General features: G+C 70.3%; 17 protein-coding genes and 2 pseudogenes. 14 read left to right on the top strand and 5 right to left on the bottom strand.

Annotation, left to right across the window (positions count from 1 at the left end; all coding sequences use genetic code 11):
• Window positions 1–163 precede the first annotated feature (163 nt).
• Window positions 164–955: an RNA polymerase sigma factor SigF gene (locus BFN33_RS04100; RefSeq protein WP_069758423.1), complete on the top strand. Its 792-nt coding sequence runs from the start codon at window positions 164–166 to the stop codon at window positions 953–955.
• Between the two features lie 15 nt (window positions 956–970).
• On the opposite strand, the gene BFN33_RS04105 is transcribed toward BFN33_RS04100, so the two are convergent.
• A complete protein-coding gene (locus BFN33_RS04105; protein WP_069758424.1) occupies window positions 971–1,303 on the bottom strand; it encodes an ANTAR domain-containing protein in 333 nt (110 codons plus the stop codon).
• 171 nt (window positions 1,304–1,474) lie between these two features.
• On the opposite strand from BFN33_RS04105, the gene BFN33_RS04110 reads away from it, so the two are divergent.
• Complete coding sequence (locus tag BFN33_RS04110; RefSeq protein ID WP_069758425.1) at window positions 1,475–2,278, top strand: VOC family protein; 804 nt, start codon at window positions 1,475–1,477, stop codon at window positions 2,276–2,278.
• 405 nt (window positions 2,279–2,683) lie between these two features.
• Here the strand turns inward: BFN33_RS04110 and glgX are convergent, their stop codons facing one another.
• Window positions 2,684–4,780 (bottom strand): glycogen debranching protein GlgX, encoded by a 2,097-nt coding sequence (gene glgX, locus BFN33_RS04115; RefSeq protein WP_069758426.1) that lies wholly within the window; start codon window positions 4,778–4,780, stop codon window positions 2,684–2,686.
• Between the two features lie 44 nt (window positions 4,781–4,824).
• Entirely contained in the window at window positions 4,825–5,319 is a 495-nt protein-coding gene (locus BFN33_RS04120) for a pep a2 (RefSeq protein ID WP_069758427.1), read from the bottom strand.
• Window positions 5,320–5,566: 247 nt separating this feature from the next.
• Between BFN33_RS04120 and BFN33_RS04125 the strand changes: the two genes are divergently transcribed.
• From BFN33_RS04125 to BFN33_RS04160, 8 genes and pseudogenes are all read left to right on the top strand, one after another.
• Window positions 5,567–5,866, top strand: coding sequence for a DUF5133 domain-containing protein (locus BFN33_RS04125; RefSeq protein ID WP_069758428.1), 300 nt, complete (start codon window positions 5,567–5,569; stop codon window positions 5,864–5,866).
• A 74-nt stretch (window positions 5,867–5,940) separates the two neighbouring features.
• A partial coding sequence (locus BFN33_RS04130) for a maltotransferase domain-containing protein (protein ID WP_079140689.1) occupies window positions 5,941–7,344 on the top strand: 1,404 nt, incomplete at its 3' end.
• 1 nt (window position 7,345) lies between these two features.
• Window positions 7,346–7,963: pseudogene (locus tag BFN33_RS54060) on the top strand (alpha-1,4-glucan--maltose-1-phosphate maltosyltransferase); the annotation flags it as partial.
• 1 nt (window position 7,964) lies between these two features.
• Window positions 7,965–8,582 (top strand): annotated as a pseudogene (locus BFN33_RS04140) (alpha-glucosidase C-terminal domain-containing protein); the annotation flags it as partial.
• Window positions 8,579–10,297 (top strand): maltose alpha-D-glucosyltransferase, encoded by a 1,719-nt coding sequence (treS, locus tag BFN33_RS04145; RefSeq protein WP_069758430.1) that lies wholly within the window; start codon window positions 8,579–8,581, stop codon window positions 10,295–10,297. The pseudogene BFN33_RS04140 and the gene treS, both read left to right, overlap by 4 nt.
• A gap of 26 nt (window positions 10,298–10,323) precedes the next feature.
• Window positions 10,324–11,682: a maltokinase gene (locus tag BFN33_RS04150; protein ID WP_069758431.1), complete on the top strand. Its 1,359-nt coding sequence runs from the start codon at window positions 10,324–10,326 to the stop codon at window positions 11,680–11,682.
• Window positions 11,683–11,685: 3 nt separating this feature from the next.
• Window positions 11,686–13,893 (top strand): 1,4-alpha-glucan branching enzyme, encoded by a 2,208-nt coding sequence (gene glgB / locus BFN33_RS04155; RefSeq protein WP_069758432.1) that lies wholly within the window; start codon window positions 11,686–11,688, stop codon window positions 13,891–13,893.
• Between the two features lie 108 nt (window positions 13,894–14,001).
• A complete protein-coding gene (locus BFN33_RS04160) occupies window positions 14,002–15,090 on the top strand; it encodes a glutamate--cysteine ligase (RefSeq protein WP_069758433.1) in 1,089 nt (362 codons plus the stop codon).
• A gap of 3 nt (window positions 15,091–15,093) precedes the next feature.
• Here BFN33_RS04160 and BFN33_RS04165 read toward each other — a convergent pair whose 3' ends face one another.
• Window positions 15,094–15,327, bottom strand: coding sequence for a DUF6480 family protein (locus tag BFN33_RS04165; RefSeq protein WP_069758434.1), 234 nt, complete (start codon window positions 15,325–15,327; stop codon window positions 15,094–15,096).
• Window positions 15,328–15,480: 153 nt separating this feature from the next.
• Here BFN33_RS04165 and BFN33_RS04170 point away from each other — a divergent pair, with 153 nt between their 5' ends.
• Together BFN33_RS04170 and BFN33_RS04175 are read left to right on the top strand one after the other, a co-directional pair.
• Entirely contained in the window at window positions 15,481–17,376 is a 1,896-nt protein-coding gene (locus BFN33_RS04170; protein ID WP_069758435.1) for a long-chain fatty acid--CoA ligase, read from the top strand.
• A gap of 117 nt (window positions 17,377–17,493) precedes the next feature.
• On the top strand, window positions 17,494–17,928 hold the full coding sequence (locus BFN33_RS04175; RefSeq protein WP_069758949.1) for an ATP-binding protein: 435 nt from the start codon (window positions 17,494–17,496) through the stop codon (window positions 17,926–17,928).
• A gap of 16 nt (window positions 17,929–17,944) precedes the next feature.
• Here BFN33_RS04175 and BFN33_RS04180 read toward each other — a convergent pair whose 3' ends face one another.
• On the bottom strand, window positions 17,945–18,304 hold the full coding sequence (locus BFN33_RS04180) for a hypothetical protein (RefSeq protein ID WP_069758436.1): 360 nt from the start codon (window positions 18,302–18,304) through the stop codon (window positions 17,945–17,947).
• A 265-nt stretch (window positions 18,305–18,569) separates the two neighbouring features.
• On the opposite strand from BFN33_RS04180, the gene BFN33_RS04185 reads away from it, so the two are divergent.
• On the top strand, window positions 18,570–19,946 hold the full coding sequence (locus BFN33_RS04185) for an NAD(P)/FAD-dependent oxidoreductase (RefSeq protein ID WP_069758437.1): 1,377 nt from the start codon (window positions 18,570–18,572) through the stop codon (window positions 19,944–19,946).
• Between the two features lie 80 nt (window positions 19,947–20,026).
• On the top strand, window positions 20,027–22,258 hold the full coding sequence (locus BFN33_RS04190; RefSeq protein WP_069758438.1) for an FUSC family protein: 2,232 nt from the start codon (window positions 20,027–20,029) through the stop codon (window positions 22,256–22,258).
• Window positions 22,259–22,264 lie beyond the last annotated feature (6 nt).

The following is a 22,264-nucleotide window of genomic DNA, read 5'->3' on the forward strand; positions in this document are numbered from 1 at the left end:
TTGTTTCATTTCATCCGAGAACGGGAATCCGCAGATAAGTGCTTCGGACAGGAGGCACGTCTCCGTGGGAGCCCGCACACCGGGCCCTGGATGTACTTCCTCACGTCCGATTCCGCGCCTCCCACGGTGTCTGTCCATCCAGCACCACAGGGAGGTGCGCGGCATGTCGTCCGTCGCCACCAGAAGACAACCTCATCCGCACGACGACGCCCCCGACACCGACAAGGCGTTCGTGCGCCTGGCGCGGCTGCCCGACGGTCCGGAGCGCAAGGCTCTGCGGGACGAACTGGTCGAGCTCTGGCTGCCCATGGCGGAGCGGATCGCCGTCCGGTTCCGGGGCCGCGGGGAGTCCCTCGAGGACCTCTACCAGGTGGCCGCGCTCGGACTCGTCAAGGCGGTCGACCATTACGACCCGGGCCGCGGGAGCGCCTTCGAGGCGTACGCGGTGCCGACCGTGACCGGTGAGATCAAGCGGCACTTCCGCGACCACATGTGGACGCTGCACGTCCCGCGCCGGGTGCAGGACCTGCGCAACCGGGTCCGGCAGGCGTCGAAGGAGCTCGCACAGACGCCCGGGCGGGAGCCCACCGTGGCCGAGATCGCCGAGCAGGCGCAGTTGACCGAGGACGAGGTACGCACGGGTGCGGAGGCGCTGGAGTGCTTCTCGGCGCTGTCGCTGGAGGCGGAGATGCCCGGCACCGACGGCTACGCCCTGGGCGACGCCCTCGGCGGTCCCGATCCCGGCTTCGACGTGGTGATCGACCGGGTGGCCGTCAGGCCCTGCCTGGAGGCCCTGCCGGAGCGCGAGCGGACGATCCTGTACCTGCGCTTCTTCCAGGGCATGACACAGAGCGGCATAGCGGAGGAGCTCGGCATCTCGCAGATGCATGTCTCCCGGCTGCTCAGCACATGCTTCGCGCACCTGCGCGAGGAGGTCATGGCCGACGCCGAGTGAACCCGGAGGACACCGTCACTGGGGCGGCGCCCCGGGGATCTGCGTCGGGCCGTAACGGTCGAGGGCGTCCTCCAGCTCGGCCCGGATCTCCGGCGGGATCTCTCCGGACCGTCCCCAGATGAGGATCAGGTCCGCGACGTTGCGCAGCTTGATGTTCGTGTGCTGGGAGACGTCCTTGAGCACTTCCCAGCCCTGGTCCGGGGCGACCCTGCCGAGCGCGACGACCATGCCTATGGCCTGGTCCACGACCGCGTGCGAGGCCATCGCTTCCTTGAGCTGGCCGATCTCCTCCTGCAGGGCGAAGATCCGGTCCGACTCGTCGGCGGGTTCGTTCGGTACGACTGGCACTCATCCATCCTGTCACTCGGACAGGCCCGCGCCACCGGGCGTGAGGCGTACGGGCCACCGTTTCGGCGCTGCCTCCGGGGTACTCGACAGGCGCCCGAAGCGGTTCCGGACGGACACTGGTCGAAGACCGAACCGGTGGCCGCCGGCCGACGAGAGCAGGACGCGACTGCCATGAACCACGATCCGAGGCATCCCACCGCGACCGCGGATGTCGTCTCCACGCACCATGTGTTCGGCGCCCCCTGCTGGGTCAGCCTGACCAGCCGCGACCTGCAGGCCACGGAGGCGTTCTACGGGGCCGTGCTCGGGTGGGAGTGGAAGCCCCTGAAGCTCGGCGACCGCTTCCGGGTCGCGCTGGTGGACGGCACGCCGGTCGCCGGGATCGCGGCGGTGGCGTCGATGTGGCAGATGGCGGTGGCCTGGACCGCGTACTTCGCGGTGCCCAGCGCGGACGAGGCAGCCGCCCGCGTACAGGAACGCGGCGGCACCCTGGCCGTCGGCCCGCTGTCCTTCCCGCCCGGCCGGGCGGCTCTGCTCTCGGACCGCGACGGCGCGACCTTCGGCGTCTGGGAGGGCGAGCTCATCGCCAACTGGGAGGGGTGGCGCCGCGCCCAACCGGCCTTCGTACGGCTGCACACCCGCGACGCGTTCGACGCCGCGATCTTCTACGGCGAGGTCTTCGACTGGGCGACGGAGCGGCCCGGCTGCTGCGAGGTCCGCTATGAGGCCGGCGAGGTGGTGCTGCGGAGCAGGGGCGACGTGGTGGCGCGCATCGAGTCGGGGGCGCTGGGCTCGGCCCCCGATCCCGGCATCCGGCCGCACTGGCAGGTCCACTTCGCGGTCGCGGACGTGGCGGCCTGCGCCAAGGCGGCGGAGATCCACGGCGGCAGCGTGCTCTCGCAGAATGGCGAGGAGGCCGTCCTGCGCGACCCCGACGGCGCCCAGTTCACGGTGACCTCGAGCCGCGTGCGCTGAGGGCGCACGCGGCGCTTTTTCAGGCACCCGCGCGGGACGGCCCCTGTCCGGGAGCGTCGTCCAGCTTTCGCCCGTACGCGGGGCCCGGCAGCCGGAAGTCGCCGGGCTCCCCTTCGCGTACGCCGAGATCTGACGCCCGTCCTTTCAGGCACCCGCGCGGGACGGCCTCTCCGCCATGTCCAGCAGGGCCGTCCAGCGTTCGCCGTACGCGGGCCCGGCAACCGAAAGTCGCCGGGCTCCCTTTCGTGTACGCCGAGATCTGACGCCCGTCCTTTCAGGCGCCCGCGCGGGACGGTCCCCTCCGCCATGTCCAGCAGGGCCGTCCAGCGTTCGCCGTACGCGGGGCCCGGCAACCGAAAGTCGCCGGGCTCCCCTTCGCGTGCGGTGAGGGCTGACGACCGACTTTCAGGCGCCCGCGCGGGACGGCCTCGACAGCAGGACCAGGCTGCGCGCCTCGATGGTCATCTCCGAGCCGGCCTTGTGCTCCGCTTCGTCGGCGCCCTGGGGTTCCGCCGTGTCGAGCAGGGTCGTCCAGCGTTCGCCGTACGCGGGCCCGGGCAGCCGGAAGTCGACGGGCTCCCAGTGACCGTTCAGCAGCAGCAGGAACGAGTCGTCGACCACCGGGCGTCCGCGCGGATCCGGTTCGGCGATGGCATCGCCGTTCAGGAAGACCCCGACCGCGTGCGCGTCGGAACGCTGCCAGTCCGCCTCGGCCATCTCGCGGGCGTCCGGCAGCAGCCAGACCAGGTCGGGCAGCGGCTGCCCCGCGTGCGTGACGGTCTCGCCCCGGAAGAACCGGCGCCTGCGCAGGACGGGATGCGCCGCGCGCAGGCCGATCACGCGCCGCGTGAACTCGGCGAGTTCACGCTGCTCCTCGCTCAGCTCCCAGTGGATCCAGGAGACTTCGTTGTCCTGGCAGTAGGCGTTGTTGTTGCCCAGCTGGGTGCGGCCTAGTTCGTCGCCGTGACAGAGCATCGGAATGCCCTGCGAGAGCAGCAGGGTGGCAAGGAAGTTGCGTTGCTGGCGGGCCCGCAGCTCCAGTACGGCGGGGTCGTCGGTCTCGCCCTCGGCCCCGCAGTTCCATGACCGGTTGTCGCTTTCGCCGTCCTGCCCGCCCTCGCCGTTGGCCTCGTTGTGTTTGTCGTTGTACGAGACGAGGTCCCGCAGGGTGAAACCGTCGTGCGCGGTCACGAAGTTGACGCTGGCGCGCGGGCGCCGCCGGCTGTGCTGGTACAGGTCGGAGGAGCCGGTCAGCCGGGAGGCGAACTCGCCGAGAGTGTGCGGCTCGCCCCGCCAGAAGTCCCGCACGGCGTCCCGGTACTTGCCGTTCCACTCCGACCACAGCGGCGGGAAGTTGCCGACCTGGTAGCCGCCCTCCCCCACGTCCCACGGCTCGGCGATCAGCTTGACGCGGCTGATCACCGGGTCCTGCTGGATGAGGTCGAAGAACGCCGACAGCCGGTCCACCTCGTGGAACTGCCGGGCCAGCGTGGCCGCGAGGTCGAAGCGGAAGCCGTCGACGTGCATCTCGGTCACCCAGTACCGCAGCGAGTCCATGATCAGCTGGAGCACGTAGGGGTGGCGCATCAGCAGGCTGTTCCCGGTGCCCGTGGTGTCGTAGTAGTGCCCCCAGTCACCGTCGACCAGCCGGTAGTACGAGGCGTTGTCGATGCCCCGGAAGGAGAGCGTGGGGCCCTTCTCGTTGCCCTCGGCCGTGTGGTTGTAGACGACGTCGAGGATGACTTCGAGGCCGGCCGCGTGCAGCGCCTTCACCATCGCCTTGAACTCGGTGACCTGCTGGCCGCGGGTGCCGTGGGCGGCGTAGGCGTTGTGCGGCGCGAAGAAGCCGATGGTGTTGTAGCCCCAGTAGTTGGCGAGGCCGCGGTCCTGGAGCACCCCGTCCTGCACGAACTGGTGCACCGGCATCAACTCGACGGCGGTCACACCGAGCGAGGTGAGGTGGTCGATCACCACCGGGTGTGCGAGACCGGCGTACGTGCCGCGCAGTTCCGGCGGCACCTCGGGGTGGGTGCGGGTGAGTCCGCGGACGTGGGCCTCGTAGATCACGCTGTCGGCGTAGAAGCGCCTGGGCGGCTGGTCGTCGCCCCAGTCGAAGGCCGGGTCGGTGACCACGCCGAGCATGGTGTGCCCAGCGCTGTCGGCCTCGGGGGTGTGGAGCGAGGGGTGGTTGTCCGTCTCGCCGTCCACCGCCTTGGCGTACGGGTCGAGGAGCAGCTTCGCCGGATCGCACCGGTGGCCGAGTGAAGGCTGCCAGGGTCCGTGCACCCGATAGCCGTAACGCTGTCCCGGCCCAACGCCCGGCAGGAAGCCGTGCCACACGAAGCCGTCGACCTCGGTCAGTTCGACGGCAGTGTGGGTGCCCCGCTCGTCGACCAGGACGAGTTCGACTCGCTCGGCCACCTCGCTGAACAGGGCGAAGTTGGTGCCCTCGCCGTCGAATTGGGCGCCCAGCGGGTAGGGGTGCCCGCTCCAGGCCGGCACCCGCTTCCCGCTCCTGTACGGCTTCTTCCTGGACGACGGCACGCTCAGCACCCGCCGTCGACGGTGGTGGCGGCCAGGACCGCGACCGGCATCTCGCGCGGCACCTGGAGCACCTCCCGCAGGGTGGGCTCGGGGGCCGTCGGCACGAGCGGGACGCGCTCGCCGGCGCGGGCCCGCTGCGAGAACCAGATGACCTTGCTGCCGGTGTCGGTGGCACAGCAGCCCCAGCCGTCGCTCATCGCGGCGATCCGCTCCAGGCAGGCGCGCAGATCCAGGTCAGGGCGCAGCTCGCTGTCGTTCTCGGCGACGGCGGTGATGAGGTGCTGGCCGTTCCACCACAGCTCGATTGAGGTGTTCTTGTCCCTCGCGTGCTCGTCGATGGCCTTGAGCAGCAGTTCGGCACCACCGCAGACGGGCTCGACCAGGGTCTCGAGGTCCCAGAGCCGTAGATGGGCGGCCAGGATGCGTCTGACCTGTCCGACCCGTTCCGGGCTGACCTCCACGTCGAGGTGGTAGTAGCAGGGCACTGCGGTCTTCATCGTCACTCCTCACCGGCGAAGCTCCCGCTCCTCCCGGCCCCCGCGGGACCGGACCCCGAAACACGGAGCGTGAGTGCTGATCGCTTCAGAGTCACTCCAGAGTGGGAGTGCTACGCCATTCGTGCAACACGAGCGATCCATGAGGTGGTTGAAGACCCAACAAGACGCTGAGTCGTTACCCGTGCACCATGAGTGAAGATCTCGCGAGTCCCGCATCTGCTCCCCGCCCGGAAAGGTGTATGGCGCCATGCTGCTACCGGCCAAAGCCGAAGTCGCCCGGCAACTTCGGCGGTATCGCGCCTGGGAGCGCGTCATGCTGGCCTCCCCCGCCGACCGCACCGTCCGGGGCACCTTCGAGGACGCGGGCTACACGCTGTGCGTGCTGATGGGCAAGCGCTGCGCGCGTGAGGCGGCCGAGGCCGCCGAGCGCTATCTGCGCACCAGCGTGGGGGCCTACCTCCATGAGCAGAGCGACCTGCCCCGCACGGGTTCCGTCGCCAGGCGTGGGCCGCCGAGATCCGCGGAACGTTCCCCCGCGGGGAGGTAACCCCTTCCGGCGCAGCTTGGATCCCCGGCCGGGCGCAGTCAGCGCCCGGCCTCGAGCACGGCGGAGGCGAGAGCATGAGTTCCACCCCGGTCATCGGCCGCATCCCGGTACGGGACGTCCGCCCTGCCGTCGAGTCCGGCAGGCGTCCGGCCAAGGCGGTCGTGGGAGAGGCGTTCGAGGTCACCGCGACGGTGTTCCGCGAGGGCCACGACACGGTCGCCGCGAATGTCGTCCTGACCGACCCGGAAGGGCGGCACGGCCCCTGGACCCCGATGCGGGAACTGGCCCCGGGCAGCGATCGCTGGGGCGCGGAGGTCACTCCGGACGTAGAGGGCCGCTGGACCTACCGCGTCGAGGCCTGGAGCGACCCGATCGGCACCTGGCGCCGCGTCGCCCGCATAAAGGTTCCTGCCGGCCTCGACACCGGTCTCGTCCTCGAGGAGGGCGCCGAGCTCTACACCCGTGCCGCGGCGGGCGTCCCGGAGGGCCCCCGGCATGCGGTGCTGGTGGCTGCGGCGAAGACGCTCGCCGATGACTCACTGCCGGTCGCCACCCGTCTGGCGGGCGCCCTGACGCCTGACGTGGACGCGGTGCTGGCCCGTCATCCGCTGCGGGAGTTGATCACGGCGTCGGAGACGCTGCCGCTGCTGGTGGAGCGGGAGCGGGCGCTGTTCGGGTCGTGGTACGAGTTCTTCCCCCGTTCGGAGGGCACGCCCGAGCGGCCGCACGGCACGTTCAGGACCGCGGCCCGCCGGCTGCCGGCGATCGCGGCGATGGGTTTCGATGTGGTCTACCTGCCGCCGATCCATCCGATCGGCAGCACCTTCCGCAAGGGCCGCAACAACACCCTGTCCGCGGGCCCGGACGATGTGGGCGTGCCGTGGGCGATCGGCTCGCCGGAGGGCGGCCATGACGCGGTCAACCCGGACCTGGGCACGATCGAGGACTTCGACTGGTTCGTGCAGCAGGCCGGGAAGCAGGGTCTGGAGATCGCGCTGGACTTCGCGCTGCAGTGCTCGCCGGATCATCCCTGGGTGCACAAGCACCCGGAGTGGTTCCACCATCGCCCGGACGGCACCATCGCGTACGCGGAGAACCCGCCGAAGAAGTACCAGGACATCTACCCGATCGCCTTCGACGCCGACATGGACGGTCTGATCGCGGAGACGCTGCGGGTGCTGCGGCACTGGATGGACCACGGGGTGCGGATCTTCCGGGTGGACAACCCGCACACCAAGCCGGTGGTGTTCTGGGAACGGGTGATCGCGGACATCAACGCCACCGACCCGGACGTGATCTTCCTGGCCGAGGCGTTCACCCGCCCGGCGATGATGCACACCCTGGCCCAGATCGGCTTCCAGCAGGCCTACACCTACTTCACCTGGCGTACCACCAAGGAAGAACTCACCGAGTACCTGAGCGAGCTCTCGGGTGAGGCGGCCTCCTACATGCGGCCGAACTTCTTCGCCAACACCCCCNCGCCCGGACGGCACCATCGCGTACGCGGAGAACCCGCCGAAGAAGTACCAGGACATCTACCCGATCGCCTTCGACGCCGACATGGACGGTCTGATCGCGGAGACGCTGCGGGTGCTGCGGCACTGGATGGACCACGGGGTGCGGATCTTCCGGGTGGACAACCCGCACACCAAGCCGGTGGTGTTCTGGGAACGGGTGATCGCGGACATCAACGCCACCGACCCGGACGTGATCTTCCTGGCCGAGGCGTTCACCCGCCCGGCGATGATGCACACCCTGGCCCAGATCGGCTTCCAGCAGTCCTACACCTACTTCACCTGGCGTACCACCAAGGAAGAACTCACCGAGTACCTGAGCGAGCTCTCGGGTGAGGCGGCCTCCTACATGCGGCCGAACTTCTTCGCCAACACCCCCGACATCCTGCACGAGTTCCTCCAGCACGGCGGCCGCCCCGCGTTCGCGCTGCGCGCGGTACTGGCCGCGACGCTCTCGCCGACCTGGGGCATCTACTCCGGCTACGAACTCGCGGAGAACACCCCGGTGCGGGAGGGCAGCGAGGAGTACCTGGACTCGGAGAAGTACCAGCTCAAGGCCCGCGACTGGGACACCCCCGACAGCNGAGGCGGCCTCCTACATGCGGCCGAACTTCTTCGCCAACACCCCCGACATCCTGCACGAGTTCCTCCAGCACGGCGGCCGCCCCGCGTTCGCGCTGCGCGCGGTACTGGCCGCGACGCTCTCGCCGACCTGGGGCATCTACTCCGGCTACGAACTCGCGGAGAACACCCCGGTGCGGGAGGGCAGCGAGGAGTACCTGGACTCGGAGAAGTACCAGCTCAAGGCCCGCGACTGGGACACCCCCGACAGCCTCGCCCCCCTGATCACCCAGCTCAACACCATCAGGCGCCGGCACCCCGCCCTCCAGCGCCTGCGGAACCTTCGCTTCCACCACACCGACAACAACGCGGTCATCGCCTACAGCAAGCGCACCGGTGACGACACGGTCCTGGTGGTCGTGAACCTGGATCCGCACCACACCCAGGAGGCCACGGTCTCGTTGGACATGCCGCAACTCGGCCTGGAACGGCACGAGTCCCTGTCCGTACACGACGAACTGACGGGTGAGACCTACCACTGGAGCAGCAACAACTATGTGCGTCTGGAGCCCGGTCGGGCGCCCGCACACGTGTTCCACGTCCGGAGGTCGGCGCCGCAGACCGGAGGAACCACACCGTGACCGTCAACGAGCCCGTCCACGACACTTTCGAGGACACCCCGGCGAAGGACCGGGATCCCGACTGGTTCAAACGCGCGGTCTTCTACGAGGTGCTGGTCCGTTCCTTCCAGGACAGCAACGGCGACGGTGTCGGCGACCTCAAGGGTCTGACCGCCAAACTCGACTATCTCCAGTGGCTCGGTGTCGACTGCCTGTGGCTGCCGCCGTTCTTCAAGTCACCGCTCAGGGACGGCGGTTACGACGTCTCCGACTACACCGCCGTCCTGCCGGAGTTCGGTGACCTCGCCGACTTCGTGGAGTTCGTCGACGCCGCCCACCAGCGCGGCATGCGGGTCATCATCGACTTCGTCATGAACCACACCAGCGACCAGCACCCGTGGTTCCAGGAGTCCCGCAAGAACCCGGACGGGCCGTACGGCGACTACTACATGTGGGCCGACGACGACAAGCAGTACGAGGACGCGCGGATCATCTTCGTCGACACCGAGGCCTCCAACTGGAGTCACGACCCGGTCCGCGGCCAGTACTACTTCCACCGCTTCTTCTCCCACCAGCCGGACCTCAACTACGAGAACCCGGCCGTCCAGGAGGAGATCCTGGCCGCCCTCCGCTTCTGGCTCGACCTCGGCATCGACGGCTTCCGCCTCGACGCCGTCCCCTATCTGTACGCGGCGGAGGGCACCAACTGCGAGAACCTGCCCGCCACGCACCAGTTCCTGAAGCGGGTGCGCCGCGAGATCGACGCGATGTATCCGGACACGGTGCTGCTGGCCGAGGCGAACCAGTGGCCGGAGGACGTCGTCGACTACTTCGGCGACTACCAGGCCGGCGGCGACGAATGCCACATGGCGTTCCACTTCCCGGTCATGCCCCGCATCTTCATGGCGGTACGGCGGGAATCCCGCTATCCCATCTCGGAGATCCTGGCCAAGACGCCGGCCATCCCGGACAACTGCCAGTGGGGCATCTTCCTGCGCAACCACGACGAGCTCACCCTCGAAATGGTCACCGACGAGGAACGCGACTACATGTGGGCCGAATACGCGAAGGACCCGCGTATGCGCGCCAACATCGGCATCCGCCGCAGGCTCGCCCCCCTCCTCGACAACGACCGTGACACCATCGAACTGTTCACCGCCCTGCTGCTGTCCCTGCCCGGCTCGCCGATCCTCTACTACGGCGACGAGATCGGCATGGGCGACAACATCTGGCTCGGCGACCGCGACGCCGTACGCACCCCCATGCAGTGGACCCCCGACCGCAACGCGGGCTTCTCCGCGGCCGATCCGGGCCGGCTCAACCTGCCGATCATCATGGACCCCGTCTACGGGCACCAGGTCACCAACGTCGAGGCGTCGATGGCCTCGCCGTCCTCCCTGCTGCACTGGACCCGTCGGATGATCGAGATCCGCAAGCAGAACCCCGCGTTCGGTCTCGGCAGCTTCACCGAACTGCACTCCTCCAACCCCGCGGTGCTGGCCTTTCTGCGGGAGTACGAGGACGACCTGGTCCTGTGTGTGAACAACTTCTCCCGGTTCGCGCAGCCCACGGAGCTGGACCTGCGTGAGTTCGACGGCCGGCATCCGGTCGAGCTGTTCGGCGGGGTGCGCTTCCCCGCCATCGGTGAACTGCCGTATCTGCTGACCCTCGGCGGGCACGGCTTCTACTGGTTCCGGCTCTCCCGAGTCGCATCCCGCATCGGCCGACGCCTTTGAGCGTGCCGACGAAAGGACGCGTCACCATGCCGAAGACCGCATCGGTCAGCCCGAGGCCCGCGCTCGCGACCGATCTCATGACCTCGCTGGGCGAGCTGCTGCGCCAATGGCTGCCGCGGCAGCGCTGGTTCGCGGGCAAGGACCGCCCCGTGAGCGAGCTCGGTCTGCTGTCGATGACCGAGCTGTTCCCGGGCTGTCTGCATCTGCTGGTCCACACGGGTCACGGCGGGCTGCCCGGGCCCGGCGGCGTCCCGGCCGGTGACTGCTACCAGCTGCTGCTCGGTGTGCGCAAAAACCTCTCGCCGCGTCTCGGCCGTGCCCTCATCGGCCGTGCGGAGCGGGGCCCGCTGGCCGGTCTGACGATCTACGACGCCCTGCACGACCCGCGCTCGGCGCAGCTGCTGCTGGAGCGGCTGAGGCATCCCGGCGCGGCCGGCCCCCTGCGCTTCGAGGGCGACCCGTCGGTGCATGTGCCCGCCGGGCTCCCACCGCGGCTGCTGGAGACCGAGCAGTCGAACTCCTCGCTGGTGTACGGCGACGAGTTCATCCTGAAGGTCTTCCGCCGCATCCAGCCCGGGGTCAATCCGGACCTGGAGGTGCCGGTCGCGCTGACCGGGCAGGGCTGCCGTCGGGTGCCGGCGCCGGTGGCCTGGTTCCGGACCACGCATCCGCAGGGCGCGACCCTCGGTGTGCTGCAGCCGTATCTGCGCGACGCGTCCGACGGCTGGGCGCTGGCCCTGCAGGCGCTGGCCTCGGGTGACGACTTCACCGTGCAGGCCCACGAACTGGGGCGGGCCATGGCCGAGGTGCACCTCGCGCTGGCCGCCGCCTTTCCCGGCAGCGGCCACGACGGCAACGGTTCGACGGCGGCCGCGATGACCGAACGCCTGGAGTCCGCCGCGCACAGCGTGCCCGCGCTGCGGCCGTTCGTCCCCGGCCTCCAGAGCGCGTTCGGCGCGCTGGCCACATGCGACTCCGGACCGCCCGCACAGCGCGTCCACGGCGACCTGCACCTCGGGCAGGTGCTGCGGGCGGGCCGCGAGTGGTTCGTCATCGACTTCGAGGGTGAGCCGTCCCGCCCGCTCGCCGAGCGGTGCACCGCCCAGTCCCCGGTGCGGGACATCGCGGGCATGCTGCGCTCCTTCGACTACGCGGCCCGGCAGCGCCGGCCCTGGCGGCCGGAGTGGGCGCGCCGCTGCCGGGAGGCCTTCTGCGGGGGCTACGCCGCCCTCGCCGGGTGGGATCCGCGAAAGAAGCACGGCCTGCTGCGCGCCTACGAGACCGACCGGGCCGTCTACGAGGTCCTGTACGAGGCACGACACCGGCCGGACTGGCTGCCCGTGCCAATGGCGGCGATCGAACGACTCGCCGTGAGAGGAGACTGAGCCGTGGCCCTGCGCGACACCTCACTGCCCGAGCCGTCCGGAGTGGCGCGCTGCGCTCCGGCCCCGCCACTCGACCCCGGGGACCGGGGCCGGCTGCTGGCGGGCGCCCACCACGATCCGCACGCGCTGCTCGGCGCCCACCCGGTCGCGGGCGGGATCGTCTTCCGTGCGCTGCGTCCGTTCGCCCGCGCGGTGAGCGTGGTGATCGACGGCGAGCGCAGACGGCTGGCCTCGGAGGGCGACGGCCTCTTCTCCGGTCTGGTGCCTCTCGACTCGATCCCCGATTACAACCTGGTGGTGGCGTACGCGGACGGGGAGCAGGAGGTGCACGACCCGTACCGCTTCCTGCCCGCGCTCGGCGAGACCGACCTCCACCTCATCCGCGAGGGCCGCCACGAGCAGCTGTGGAAGGCGCTCGGCGCCGAGCCGATGAACCATGAAGGGGTGACCGGCACCCGCTTCACGGTGTGGGCGCCCAACGCCCAAGGGGTCAGGGTGGCCGGGGAGTTCACCTTCTGGGACGGGCAGGCGTTCCCGATGCGCTCGCTCGGCTCGTCCGGGGTGTGGGAGCTGTTCCTGCCGGGGATCGGAGAGGGCGCCCGGTACAAGTTCGAGATCACCTCCCGCCACGGCGGCCGGTTCCTCAAGGCCGACCCGATGGCCCGCCGCGCGGAGGTGCCGCCCGACACGGCGTCCATCGTGACCTCCTCGCGCTACGAGTGGGGCGACCACGACTGGATGGCCCACCGCGGGGACACGCCCGTGCACGTGGCGCCGTTCTCGGTCTACGAGGTTCATCTCCCGTCCTGGCGACCAGGACTGACATACCGTCAACTGGCCGACGAGCTGCCGTCGTACGTCAGGGACCTGGGCTTCACCCATGTCGAGCTGATGCCGGTCGCGCAGCACCCCTTCAGCGGCTCCTGGGGCTACCAGGTCACCGGGTTCTACGCGCCGATGGCACGGCTCGGCACCCCGGACGACTTCAAGTACCTGGTCGACGCCCTGCACCGGGCCGGCGTCGGCGTGATCATGGACTGGGTTCCGGCGCACTTCCCCAAGGACGACTGGGCGTTGGCCCGGTTCGACGGGGACCCCCTGTACGAGCCCGGAGACGACCGCCGGGCCGAGCATCCCGACTGGGGGACCTACGAGTTCGACTTCGGGCGCGTGGAGGTGCGCAACTTCCTGGTCGCCAACGCCGTGTACTGGTGCGAGGAGTTCCACATCGACGGCCTGCGGGTGGACGCCGTCGCCTCGATGCTCTACCTCGACTACTCGCGCGACTCCGGCCAGTGGAGCCCCAACGTGTTCGGAGGGCGGGAGGATCTCGACGCGGTCGCGTTCCTCCAGGAGATGAACGCGACCGTGTACCGCCGGGCGCCGGGTGTCATCACGATCGCCGAGGAGTCCACGGCCTGGGACGGCGTGACCCGCCCCACGGACAGCGGGGGTCTGGGATTCGGCCTGAAGTGGAACATGGGCTGGATGCACGACTCCCTCGGCTACATCAGCCATGAGCCGGTGCACCGCAAGTACCACCACAACGAGATGACCTTCTCGATGGTGTACGCGTACAGCGAGAACTACGTCCTGCCCATCTCCCACGACGAGGTCGTCCACGGCAAGCAGGCACTGGTGTCCAAGATGCCGGGCGACTGGTGGCAGCAGCGCGCCAACCACCGTGCGTATCTCGGCTTCATGTGGGCCCACCCCGGAAAGCAGCTCCTGTTCATGGGCCAGGAGTTCGTCCAGGGCGCCGAGTGGTCCGAGCCCCACGGCCCGGACTGGTGGCTGCTCGACCCGGCGTACGGGGCCGAGGCCGATCACCGCGGCGTCCGTGACCTCGTGCGCGATCTGAACACCGTCTATCGGGCGACCCCCGCGCTCTGGCAGCGTGACACCGACCCCGGCGGTTTCCGGTGGGTGGTGGGGGACGCGGCCGAGGACAACGTCTTCGCCTTCCTGAGGTTCGATGCGGCGGGCAGCCCGCTGCTCGCGGTCTCCAACCTCTCCCCCGTCGTGCGCGAGGACTACCGCCTCACCGTTCCCGACGGTCTCCACCTGTGGCAGGAGTCCCTCAACACCGATGCCGCACGGTACGGCGGCGGCGACATCGTCCGGCGTGACCCGGTCAAGGCGGAGGACGGTGCGCTGCGGCTCACCCTGCCGCCGCTCGCGACGGTGTGGCTGGTCCCCGTGCCCGGCTGAGTCCGCGGGTGACGCGGAGGTGTCCGACCGGTCCCGAAGGGGCAGTCGGGGTCGTACGAGAACGAGCATCCTCGTCGTCGCCGAGGGCCACAGAAGGGGCTTCATCACGTGCGCACCGTCGGAGTGGAGGAAGAACTCCTCCTCGTCGACCCCGAGACCGGCGAGCCGCAGGCGCTGTCCGCGGCCGTACTCGCGCGGGCCGCGAAGGACGGGCCGGACCAGGACGTCTTCGAGAAGGAACTGCACAACCAGATGCTGGAGTTCGCCACGCACCCGCAGTCGGGGATGGATGAGCTCCGCACCGAGATCGTGCGCTGCCGCAAGGAGGCCGCCCGACTCGCCGGCGACAGCGGGTGTGCCGTGGCCTCCCTGGCCACCTCGCCGCTGCCCGTCAGCCCGTCGGTCGGCATCGGCCGCCGCTACCAGTGGATGGCGGATCAGTACGGCATCGCCACCCGCGAGCAGCTCGTCATGGGCTGTCACGTCCATGTGTCGGTGGAGTCCGACGAGGAGGCCGTCGCCGTCGTCGACCGGATGCAGCCCTGGCTGACCGTGCTGGCCGCGATAAGCGCCAACTCGCCTTTCTGGCAGGGCAAGGACACCGGCTACAGCAGTTACCGCAGCCGGGTGTGGCAGCGCTGGCCCTCGGCCGGTCCGACGGAGCCCTTCCGCTCGGCGGAGCGCTATCACCGGCGGGTCGCGGACATGGTGGCGACCGGCGTCATCCTGGACGAGGGAATGATCTACTTCGACGCCCGGCTGTCCCGGAACTACCCGACGGTGGAGATCCGGGTCTCGGACGTCTGTCTGCACGCGGACACGGCCGTCCTCGTGGCGACCCTCGCCCGTGGGCTGGTGGAGACGGCCGCGCGCGAGTGGCGGGCGGGCCGGGAACCGGTGACGCACAGCGTGAGCCTGCTGCGGCTGGCCGCCTGGCGGGCCGCGCGTTCCGGGCTGTCCGAGGAGCTGCTGCACCCGGCGACCATGCACCGGATGCCCGCGGAAACGGTGCTGCGGGCCCTGCTGGAGCACGTCGAGGACGCGCTCGCCGACAGCGGCGACCTGGACCGGGCCCGCGAGGCCTGTGCCGAACTGCTGCGGCGCGGCAACGGTGCCCGGGTGCAGCGTGAGCTGCTGGAGCGCACCGGGAGCCTGCGGGACGTGGTCACCGAGTGCGTGCGGCTGACCCAGTCGTAGCCGTCACAGGGCCAGGACGATCGCGTACACCAGGAAGAAGGCGGCGACGAGCACGACCAGGAGCAGGATCAGGGCCATCGGTCCCTTGGCCCAGCCCCTGGTCGGGTTGTGCGTCTCCCGGGGGCCTGCCTCGGGCAGGCTGCTCTCGGCGGGCGGCGTCTCGCCCGGGGGTACGCCGCCGCCCGGTTCCAGTCCGGTGGTGCGTTCGGGTTCGGGATCAGGGTTCGTGTAACTCATGCGGTCCGAGTGCCCCGATCTCGACCAGATCACGGGTGACCGCTTACTTCCGTATTCCAGGTACCGCCCGCTCACACCTGGGCTAGATTCGAGCACCGCCGATGACCGAGCTCGTCGGCTCAGTCACAGCCCGTACACGTCAGGAGCCAGCGCATGCGTGACTTCGCCCTCGCTCCCCGGACCATCTCGCGCTCCAGCGGTGGTCTGGCCGACAGCGTTTTCGAGAGGGCGGAACTCGACCCCACCCTGCCGGTGCTCGCCCGCCGTCCCGAGGGTTCCCCGGGAAACTGGCAGGAGGTCACGGCCGTGGAGCTGCGGGACGAGGTCGTGGACCTCGCGAAGGGGCTGATCGCGTCCGGGATCTCACCCGGTCACCGGGTGGCGATCATGGCACGCACCCGCTACGAGTGGACGGTTCTCAGCTACGCGCTGTGGACGGTCGGCGCCGAGGTCGTACCGATCTATCCGACGTCGTCGCGCGAACAGGTCGAGTGGATCCTGCGGGACACCGGCTGTGTGGCCGTGATGGTGGAGGACGAGCAGGCGGTGATGACGGTCGGCTCGGTGTGCGCCTCGCTGCCCCGGCTGCGCCATGTCTGGCAGCTGGACGCGGCCGCGCTGGAGGAGCTGACGGAACGGGGCAGGATGATCCCGCTCGCCACGGTCGAGTCGCTGCGCCGCATCGTGCTGCCGGACTCCACGGCGGTCATCACCTACACCTCCGGCACCGCGGGCCGTCCACTGGGCTGCGCACTCAGCCACCGCGGCCTCGCGAGCCCCGTCGACACGCTGCTCGAAGGCTGGCGCCAGATCACGGCACCGGCGGGACAGCAGCCGTCCGTCCTCGCCTTCCTGCCCTTCTCCCATGTGTACGGCCTCATGATCCAGGGCGTGTGCATCCGCGGCGGTCTGCTCATGGCCCACGAGCCCGACCTGAGCGAGGAGGCGCTGGCGGCCTCCCTGAACTCCTTCCGCCCCACCTACTTCTACGCCGTCCCCTCGGTCTTCGAGAAGATCTACAAGAACTTCCTGCGCGTCGCCCAGCAGGCGGGCCGCGGCGCCCTGTTCGAGCGGGCCGCCGACACCGCGCGGGACTTCGCCCTGGCCTGCGAGCGGCAGCGGCTGGGCGAGGGCCCCGGTCCCGGATTCGACCTGCGGCTCCAGCACGCCCTGTACGAGCGGACGGTGTACCGAAGACTGCGGGCGGCGCTGGGCGGCCGGGCCCGGCGTGCCACCTCGGGCGGTTCCACCCTCAACCGTGAGCTCTCCCTGTTCTACGAAGGCATCGGTGTCTACGTCCACGACGGATACGGGCTCACGGAGACCTGCGGCGGAATCACCATGCAGCCGCTGGGCCGGGAGAAGTCCGGGACCGTGGGCCGGCCGCTGCCGGGCGTGGACCTGCGGGTGGCGGACGACGGGGAGATCCTGGTGCGCGGGCCGTCGGTCTTCCAGGGGTACGTCAACGACGAGTCCGCGACCCGGGCCGCGCTGTACGGCGGCTGGCTGGCCACCGGGGACCTCGGACGGCTGGACGCCGACGGCTATCTGACGATCACCGGCCGCAAGAAGGACATCATCGTCACCACCAGCGGCAAGAGCGTGGCCCCGGCCGCCCTGGAGCACCGGCTGAGGATGCACCCGCTCATCCACCAGGCCGTGGTGGTGGGTGACAACCGGCCCTGCGTCGGCGCCCTGCTCACCCTGGACCCGGTGTTCCTGGCCCACTGGCGAGGGGTGCTGGTGGCCCAGCAGGACCCCTCGGCACGGGAGGAGAACGCGCTGCGGGAGGAGATCGCACGGGCCGTGGCCGCCGCCAACAGCACGGTCTCGCGGGCGGAGTCGATCCGGGTGTTCCGGGTGCTGTCGGAGCCGTTCGATCTGGCCAACGGCCTGCTGACGCCGTCGATGAAGCTGCGCCGGGACGAGATCGTGCGCCGGTACGCGCTGGAGATCGACGCGATGTACCAGGCCCGCTCGCCGGGCGCCCGGCGCACACCGGCCGAGGAGTTGCTGAGCTGGGACGACTCGGACGACGTGTTCCGGTGATGCGCCTGAGCCGACATGCTCGAGGACGATTGGGGCGCGTCCCCTCGGGAACACAGCACAATGGCGATGCCAGTGAAAGGACAAAGCCTTGCCGACTCCACGGGGGTGAACTCCGGCATGGCAACCGAGCCGCGTTGGGACGAGACACTGACTTCCGAGGCGATTCCGAGCCGTACCACCCGTTTCGCGGGAGAACCGCAGTGCGTGACGGGCGCGCGGCTTGCCGCTGAGGAATTCCTCGGCGACCTGGCCGAGAGGGTGCCGCCCGCGAGCGCCGAGCACTGGGACGACATCCTGTTGATCGTCACCGAACTGGCCGCCAACGCGGTCCAGTACGCTCCCGGCCCCTTCGCCCTCCGTCTGCGCCGCACCTTCGACGGCGTGCACGTGACCCTGCGCGACACCAATCCCACACCGCCCGCGCCGCGCGCTTTCGATCCGCGCAGCGGCGGCGGGGGCGTCGGCTGGCACCTCGTGCACGCGCTGTGCGACCAGGTCAGCGTGGTCACGGACGACCGCGGCAAGGATGTGCACGCCTTTCTGCCGTGGTGACCTCCCCGGGCCGCGGTCAGGCCGTGGCCGCGAGCCGAAGGTAGTAAGTGCCGACCGCCGCAAGGTATTCGCGGTCCCTGGTCTCGCTGTCCGTCCCGAACCGCGGGGCCGCCTTCACCTCCGACCCGGTGCAGGCCAGCGTGATGCGGCGGTCCCGGGTGTCGACGGCGGTGACGACGCCCACCGGTACCAGGACGCTCCTGCCGAAGACCCAGACGCCGGTGTCGACGACGAGGTGTGCCATGCCGTGGGGGGCGGCCTGCCGGTCCACGTGTCCGATCGTGCCGTCGCTCGCGACGACGGTGAAGCCCGTCAGGTCCTGTCCCTCGTCGTACCCGCTGTCCGGCGCGTACGACCAGATTCTGTCGGTGGTCACGTTGCTCCTCCCCTCCGTGGTCCTGCACGGCCCGGCTCTCCGCTGCGAGCGGGCCCACAGCACCCCATACCCCTCTGCCGCACACACATTCGGCGACCGGCACCGTCACAAGCGGTTTCCCCGCGTCCGGTCCGCGCACCTCCTTCACTTTTCTCCCGGTGCACTTTCAGGCCAGGACGGGCATGGTGGTCCTCGACGCATTCGTCGCGCCCGCACGGGCACACGAAGGGCGTTCGAGGCAAACCGCCTGGAGCCGCAGAAAGGGATGAACACCGTGACACGACCCAGGATCCTGGTGGTTGGCGCCGGCTTCGCCGGTGTCGAATGCGTTCGCCGGCTGGAGCGGAAACTCTCCCCGGACGAAGCCGACGTCACCTTGGTGACGCCGTTCGCCTACCAGCTCTATCTCCCGCTGCTGCCCCAGGTCGCCTCCGGCGTGCTGACGCCCCAGTCGATCGCCGTCTCGCTGCGCCGCAGCAAGAAGTACCGCACCCGGATCATCCCGGGCGGCGCGATCGGCGTGGATCTCAAGTCCAAGGTCTGCGTGATCCGCACCATCACGGACGAGATCGTCAACGAGCCGTACGACTACATCGTGTTGGCTCCCGGCAGCATCACCCGCACCTTCGACATCCCCGGGCTCACCGAGCACGCCTTCGGGATGAAGACCCTCGCCGAGGCCGCCTACATCCGCGACCACGTCATCTCCCAGCTCGATCTCGCGGACGCCAGCCACGACCCGGCCGAGCGCGCGGCCCGGCTGCAGTTCGTGGTCGTCGGCGGCGGATACGCCGGCACCGAGACCGCCGCCTGTCTGCAGAAGCTCACCCACGCGGCGGTCAAGCGCTACCCGCGCATCGACCCGTCGCTGATCAAGTGGCATCTGATCGACATCGCCCCGAAGCTGATGCCGGAGCTGGGCGACAAGCTGGGACGCAGCGCACAGGAGATCCTGCGCCGGCGCGGTATCGACGTGTCGCTGGGTGTCTCCATCGAGAAGGCGGGCCCCGAGGAGGTCACCTTCACCGACGGCCGGGTGATCCCGACCCGGACCCTGATCTGGACGGCCGGGGTCGTCGCGAGCCCGCTGATCGCCACGCTCGGCGCCGAGACGATTCGCGGGCGGCTCGCGGTCACCACCGAGATGACCTTGCCCGGCCAGGACGGCGTCTTCGCGCTCGGCGACTCCGCCGCCGTGCCCGACAAGGCCAAGGACGACGACAGCGCGATCTGCCCGCCCACGGCGCAGCACGCCATGCGCCAGGGCAAGGTGGTCGCCGACAACGTCATCGCGACGCTCCGGGGCCAGGCGCTGAAGCCGTACGTCCACAAGGATCTCGGCCTCGTCGTGGACCTCGGCGGCACGGATGCCGTGTCCAAGCCGCTCGGCATCGAACTGCGCGGCCTGCCCGCCCAGTTCGCGGCCCGCGGCTACCACTGGGCCGCGCTGCGCACCAACGTCGCCAAGGTCCGGGTGGCGACCAACTGGACGCTCAACGCCATCGCGGGAGACGATTTCGTCCGCACCGGCTTCCAGGCACGCAAGCCCGCCAAGCTGAAGGACTTCGAGTACACCGACGCGTATCTGACGCCGGAACAGGTCCGGGAGCAGGTCGAGGGAGCGCGGGGACCGGGCCTGTAGGGGGGCGCACATCACCGCAGCCACCCCGCCGTGCCATGCTGGAACGGATCATGACGTGACACGGGAGTGAGTACGGCGGAGTGAACACAGCGAGGCTGCGCGATCGGCTCGCCGCGTCGGACCCGGGGCTGCTCCGGCTGGCCGCCGGGCTGCGCACGGTGGGGGCGATCGCGCTCACGCTGGCCGTACTCGGCCTGCTGCGGGCCGACGTCCCGCATCTGGTGGCGGGCGCCATCGCGGCGATGGTCGCGACGTTCGCCATCCGGGAGAAGCAGCGCGCCGCGCAGGCCGTGACGCTCGCCCTGGGCCTCCCGGTGGCACTGGCCTCGCTGTCCCTGGGCGCCCTCCTCAGTTCCCGTGTGGTGTCCGGTGACCTCTTCTTCGTCGCGCTGATCTTCTGCGCGGTCTACAGCCGCCGCTTCGGCGACCGGGGCACCGCGCTCGGACTGATCGGCTTCCAGATCTACTTCGTGTCCCTGTTCGTCGGGGCGAAGGTCTCCGGTCTGCCCGAGCTGTACGGCGTCCTCGGCGTCGCCTTCCTGTGCAGCGCGGCGGCACGCTTCCTGCTGGTGCCGGAGACTCCCGCGGGCCTTCTCGAACGCCTGCGGGAGGCTTTCCGGGCCCGGCTGGCCCAGCTGGTCTCCGCGCAGCTGGAGTTGCTGGACGCCGGGCCCGAGGAGATCGACGAGGCGCTGAAGGACGTACGCGAGGGGACCGCGCGGCTGCACGAGACCGCGCTGATGATCCAGGGGCGGCTGGAGGAGGGCACGTCCGACGCGGCCGCGGCGCGGCTCGTGCAGCGGCGTATCGCGGACGCAGAGATCGCCGCCGAGCGGCTCGGACTGCTGCTGCTGAGCGCCCGCAGCGCCGAGCGGGCGGACACCCTGACCCTGCATCTGCCGGGCGCGCCGGCCCCGCGAGCGGGCCGGATGGCCGGCCGGGACGAGGCGATGGCCCGGGTGCGCCACGATCTGGAGGCGCTGCGGCTGCTGGTGCTGCGTCCCGTCGCCGCCAGGTCGGGCACGGCGCTGTCCCAGGTCCGCAACCGGCTCCTCGGCTACCGCGAGGAGGAGAACCTGCCGCCCGCGCCGCCCTCCGTCCAGGACGTCTTCCGAGGCATCGGTGAGGCCGCCCGCGCGGTGCTGGGGCTCAGGATCGCCCTGGACGGTCCGCAGGACGAGTCGGACGACTCCCCCGCGACGGCCCGGTCGCGCGAGGAGCTGGACGCCGAGGACGCGGTCATCGACGCCGGTGACGAGGACACCGGGACACAGGAGGAGCTCACGGGGCTCAGGCGGCCCACGACGCGGGCCGCGGTTCAGGTCGCCGTGGGGTCCTCGCTCGCCATCGTCGGGGGCGAGTTCCTCTCCAGCCAGCGCTGGTACTGGGCGGTGCTGACCTGCTGGATCGTCTTCATCAACACCGCGTCCACGGGCGAGATCCTGGTCAAGGGCTACCGTCGGCTGGTGGGGACCGTCCTCGGCGTGCTGGCCGGGATCGTGCTGGCCGGGGCGGTCGGGCAGCACACCTGGACGGCGTTCGTCCTGGTACTGGTGCTGGTGTTCGCGATGTTCTACACCGCGCCGCTCTCCTACACGCTGATGTCCTTCTTCGTCACCGCGGCCCTCGGGCTCCTCTACACCCTGCTGCACACCTACAGCCTCTCGGTGCTGGTGCTGCGGGTGGAGGAGACCGCGCTCGGCGCGGCCTGCGGAGTGATAGCGGCGGCGTTCGTCCTGCCGGTGCGCACGGACCGCCGTACGAACGACCTGCTCGTCACCGTCCTGGAGCGGCTCGGCGAGGTCACCGAGGCCGCCGTGGACCAGCTCAGCGGCGGCACGCCCGCCGAACTGCTCGACCAGGCGCGCGGCCTGGACCAGGCGCTGGCCGATCTGCGGGCGGCGACCAAGCCGCTCACGCATCCGATCACACCGCTGCGGGCCCGGCGCGACACGGCCCGCTATGTCGTGGCGCTCCTGGAGACGTGCGCGTACCACGCGCGCTCGCTGGCGGCGACGGCCGAACTGCTGTCCACGCACCCCTCGATCGCGGCGGATCCCCGGCTGCGCCGGGCCGGCCGGCGGATCGAGGACAACATCGCGGCGATCGCCGCACATGTCGCCGACGAGCGCTCCACCGACCGGGTCGAGACCGGGCCGAGCATCGCGTCCCTGCTGGACACCGAAGTCCCCGGCACCCCGCGCTTCGGCCGTGTCACCGACCGCGTGCTGCGGCATGTGCAGCGCCTGGACGAGACCGTGATGGGTCTGGCCCGGCCGCTGCACGTGCCGGTCGCGGCGCCGAAACGCTAGGGCCCG

This window comes from Streptomyces sp. LUP47B, assembly GCF_001746295.1.
GTDB lineage: Bacteria > Actinomycetota > Actinomycetes > Streptomycetales > Streptomycetaceae > Streptomyces.

What these genes read in the sequence shown, in the direction of transcription:
- BFN33_RS04100 (WP_069758423.1), top strand. Translation starts at nt 164, where the DNA reads ATGTCGTCCGTCGCCACCAGAAGACAACCTCATCCGCACGACGACGCC.
- BFN33_RS04110 (WP_069758425.1), top strand. Translation starts at nt 1,475, where the DNA reads ATGAACCACGATCCGAGGCATCCCACCGCGACCGCGGATGTCGTCTCC.
- BFN33_RS04120 (WP_069758427.1), bottom strand. Translation starts at nt 5,319, where the DNA reads ATGAAGACCGCAGTGCCCTGCTACTACCACCTCGACGTGGAGGTCAGC.
- BFN33_RS04125 (WP_069758428.1), top strand. Translation starts at nt 5,567, where the DNA reads ATGCTGCTACCGGCCAAAGCCGAAGTCGCCCGGCAACTTCGGCGGTAT.
- BFN33_RS04150 (WP_069758431.1), top strand. Translation starts at nt 10,324, where the DNA reads ATGCCGAAGACCGCATCGGTCAGCCCGAGGCCCGCGCTCGCGACCGAT.
- BFN33_RS04165 (WP_069758434.1), bottom strand. Translation starts at nt 15,327, where the DNA reads ATGAGTTACACGAACCCTGATCCCGAACCCGAACGCACCACCGGACTG.
- BFN33_RS04170 (WP_069758435.1), top strand. Translation starts at nt 15,481, where the DNA reads ATGCGTGACTTCGCCCTCGCTCCCCGGACCATCTCGCGCTCCAGCGGT.
- BFN33_RS04175 (WP_069758949.1), top strand. Translation starts at nt 17,494, where the DNA reads ATGGCAACCGAGCCGCGTTGGGACGAGACACTGACTTCCGAGGCGATT.
- BFN33_RS04185 (WP_069758437.1), top strand. Translation starts at nt 18,570, where the DNA reads ATGAACACCGTGACACGACCCAGGATCCTGGTGGTTGGCGCCGGCTTC.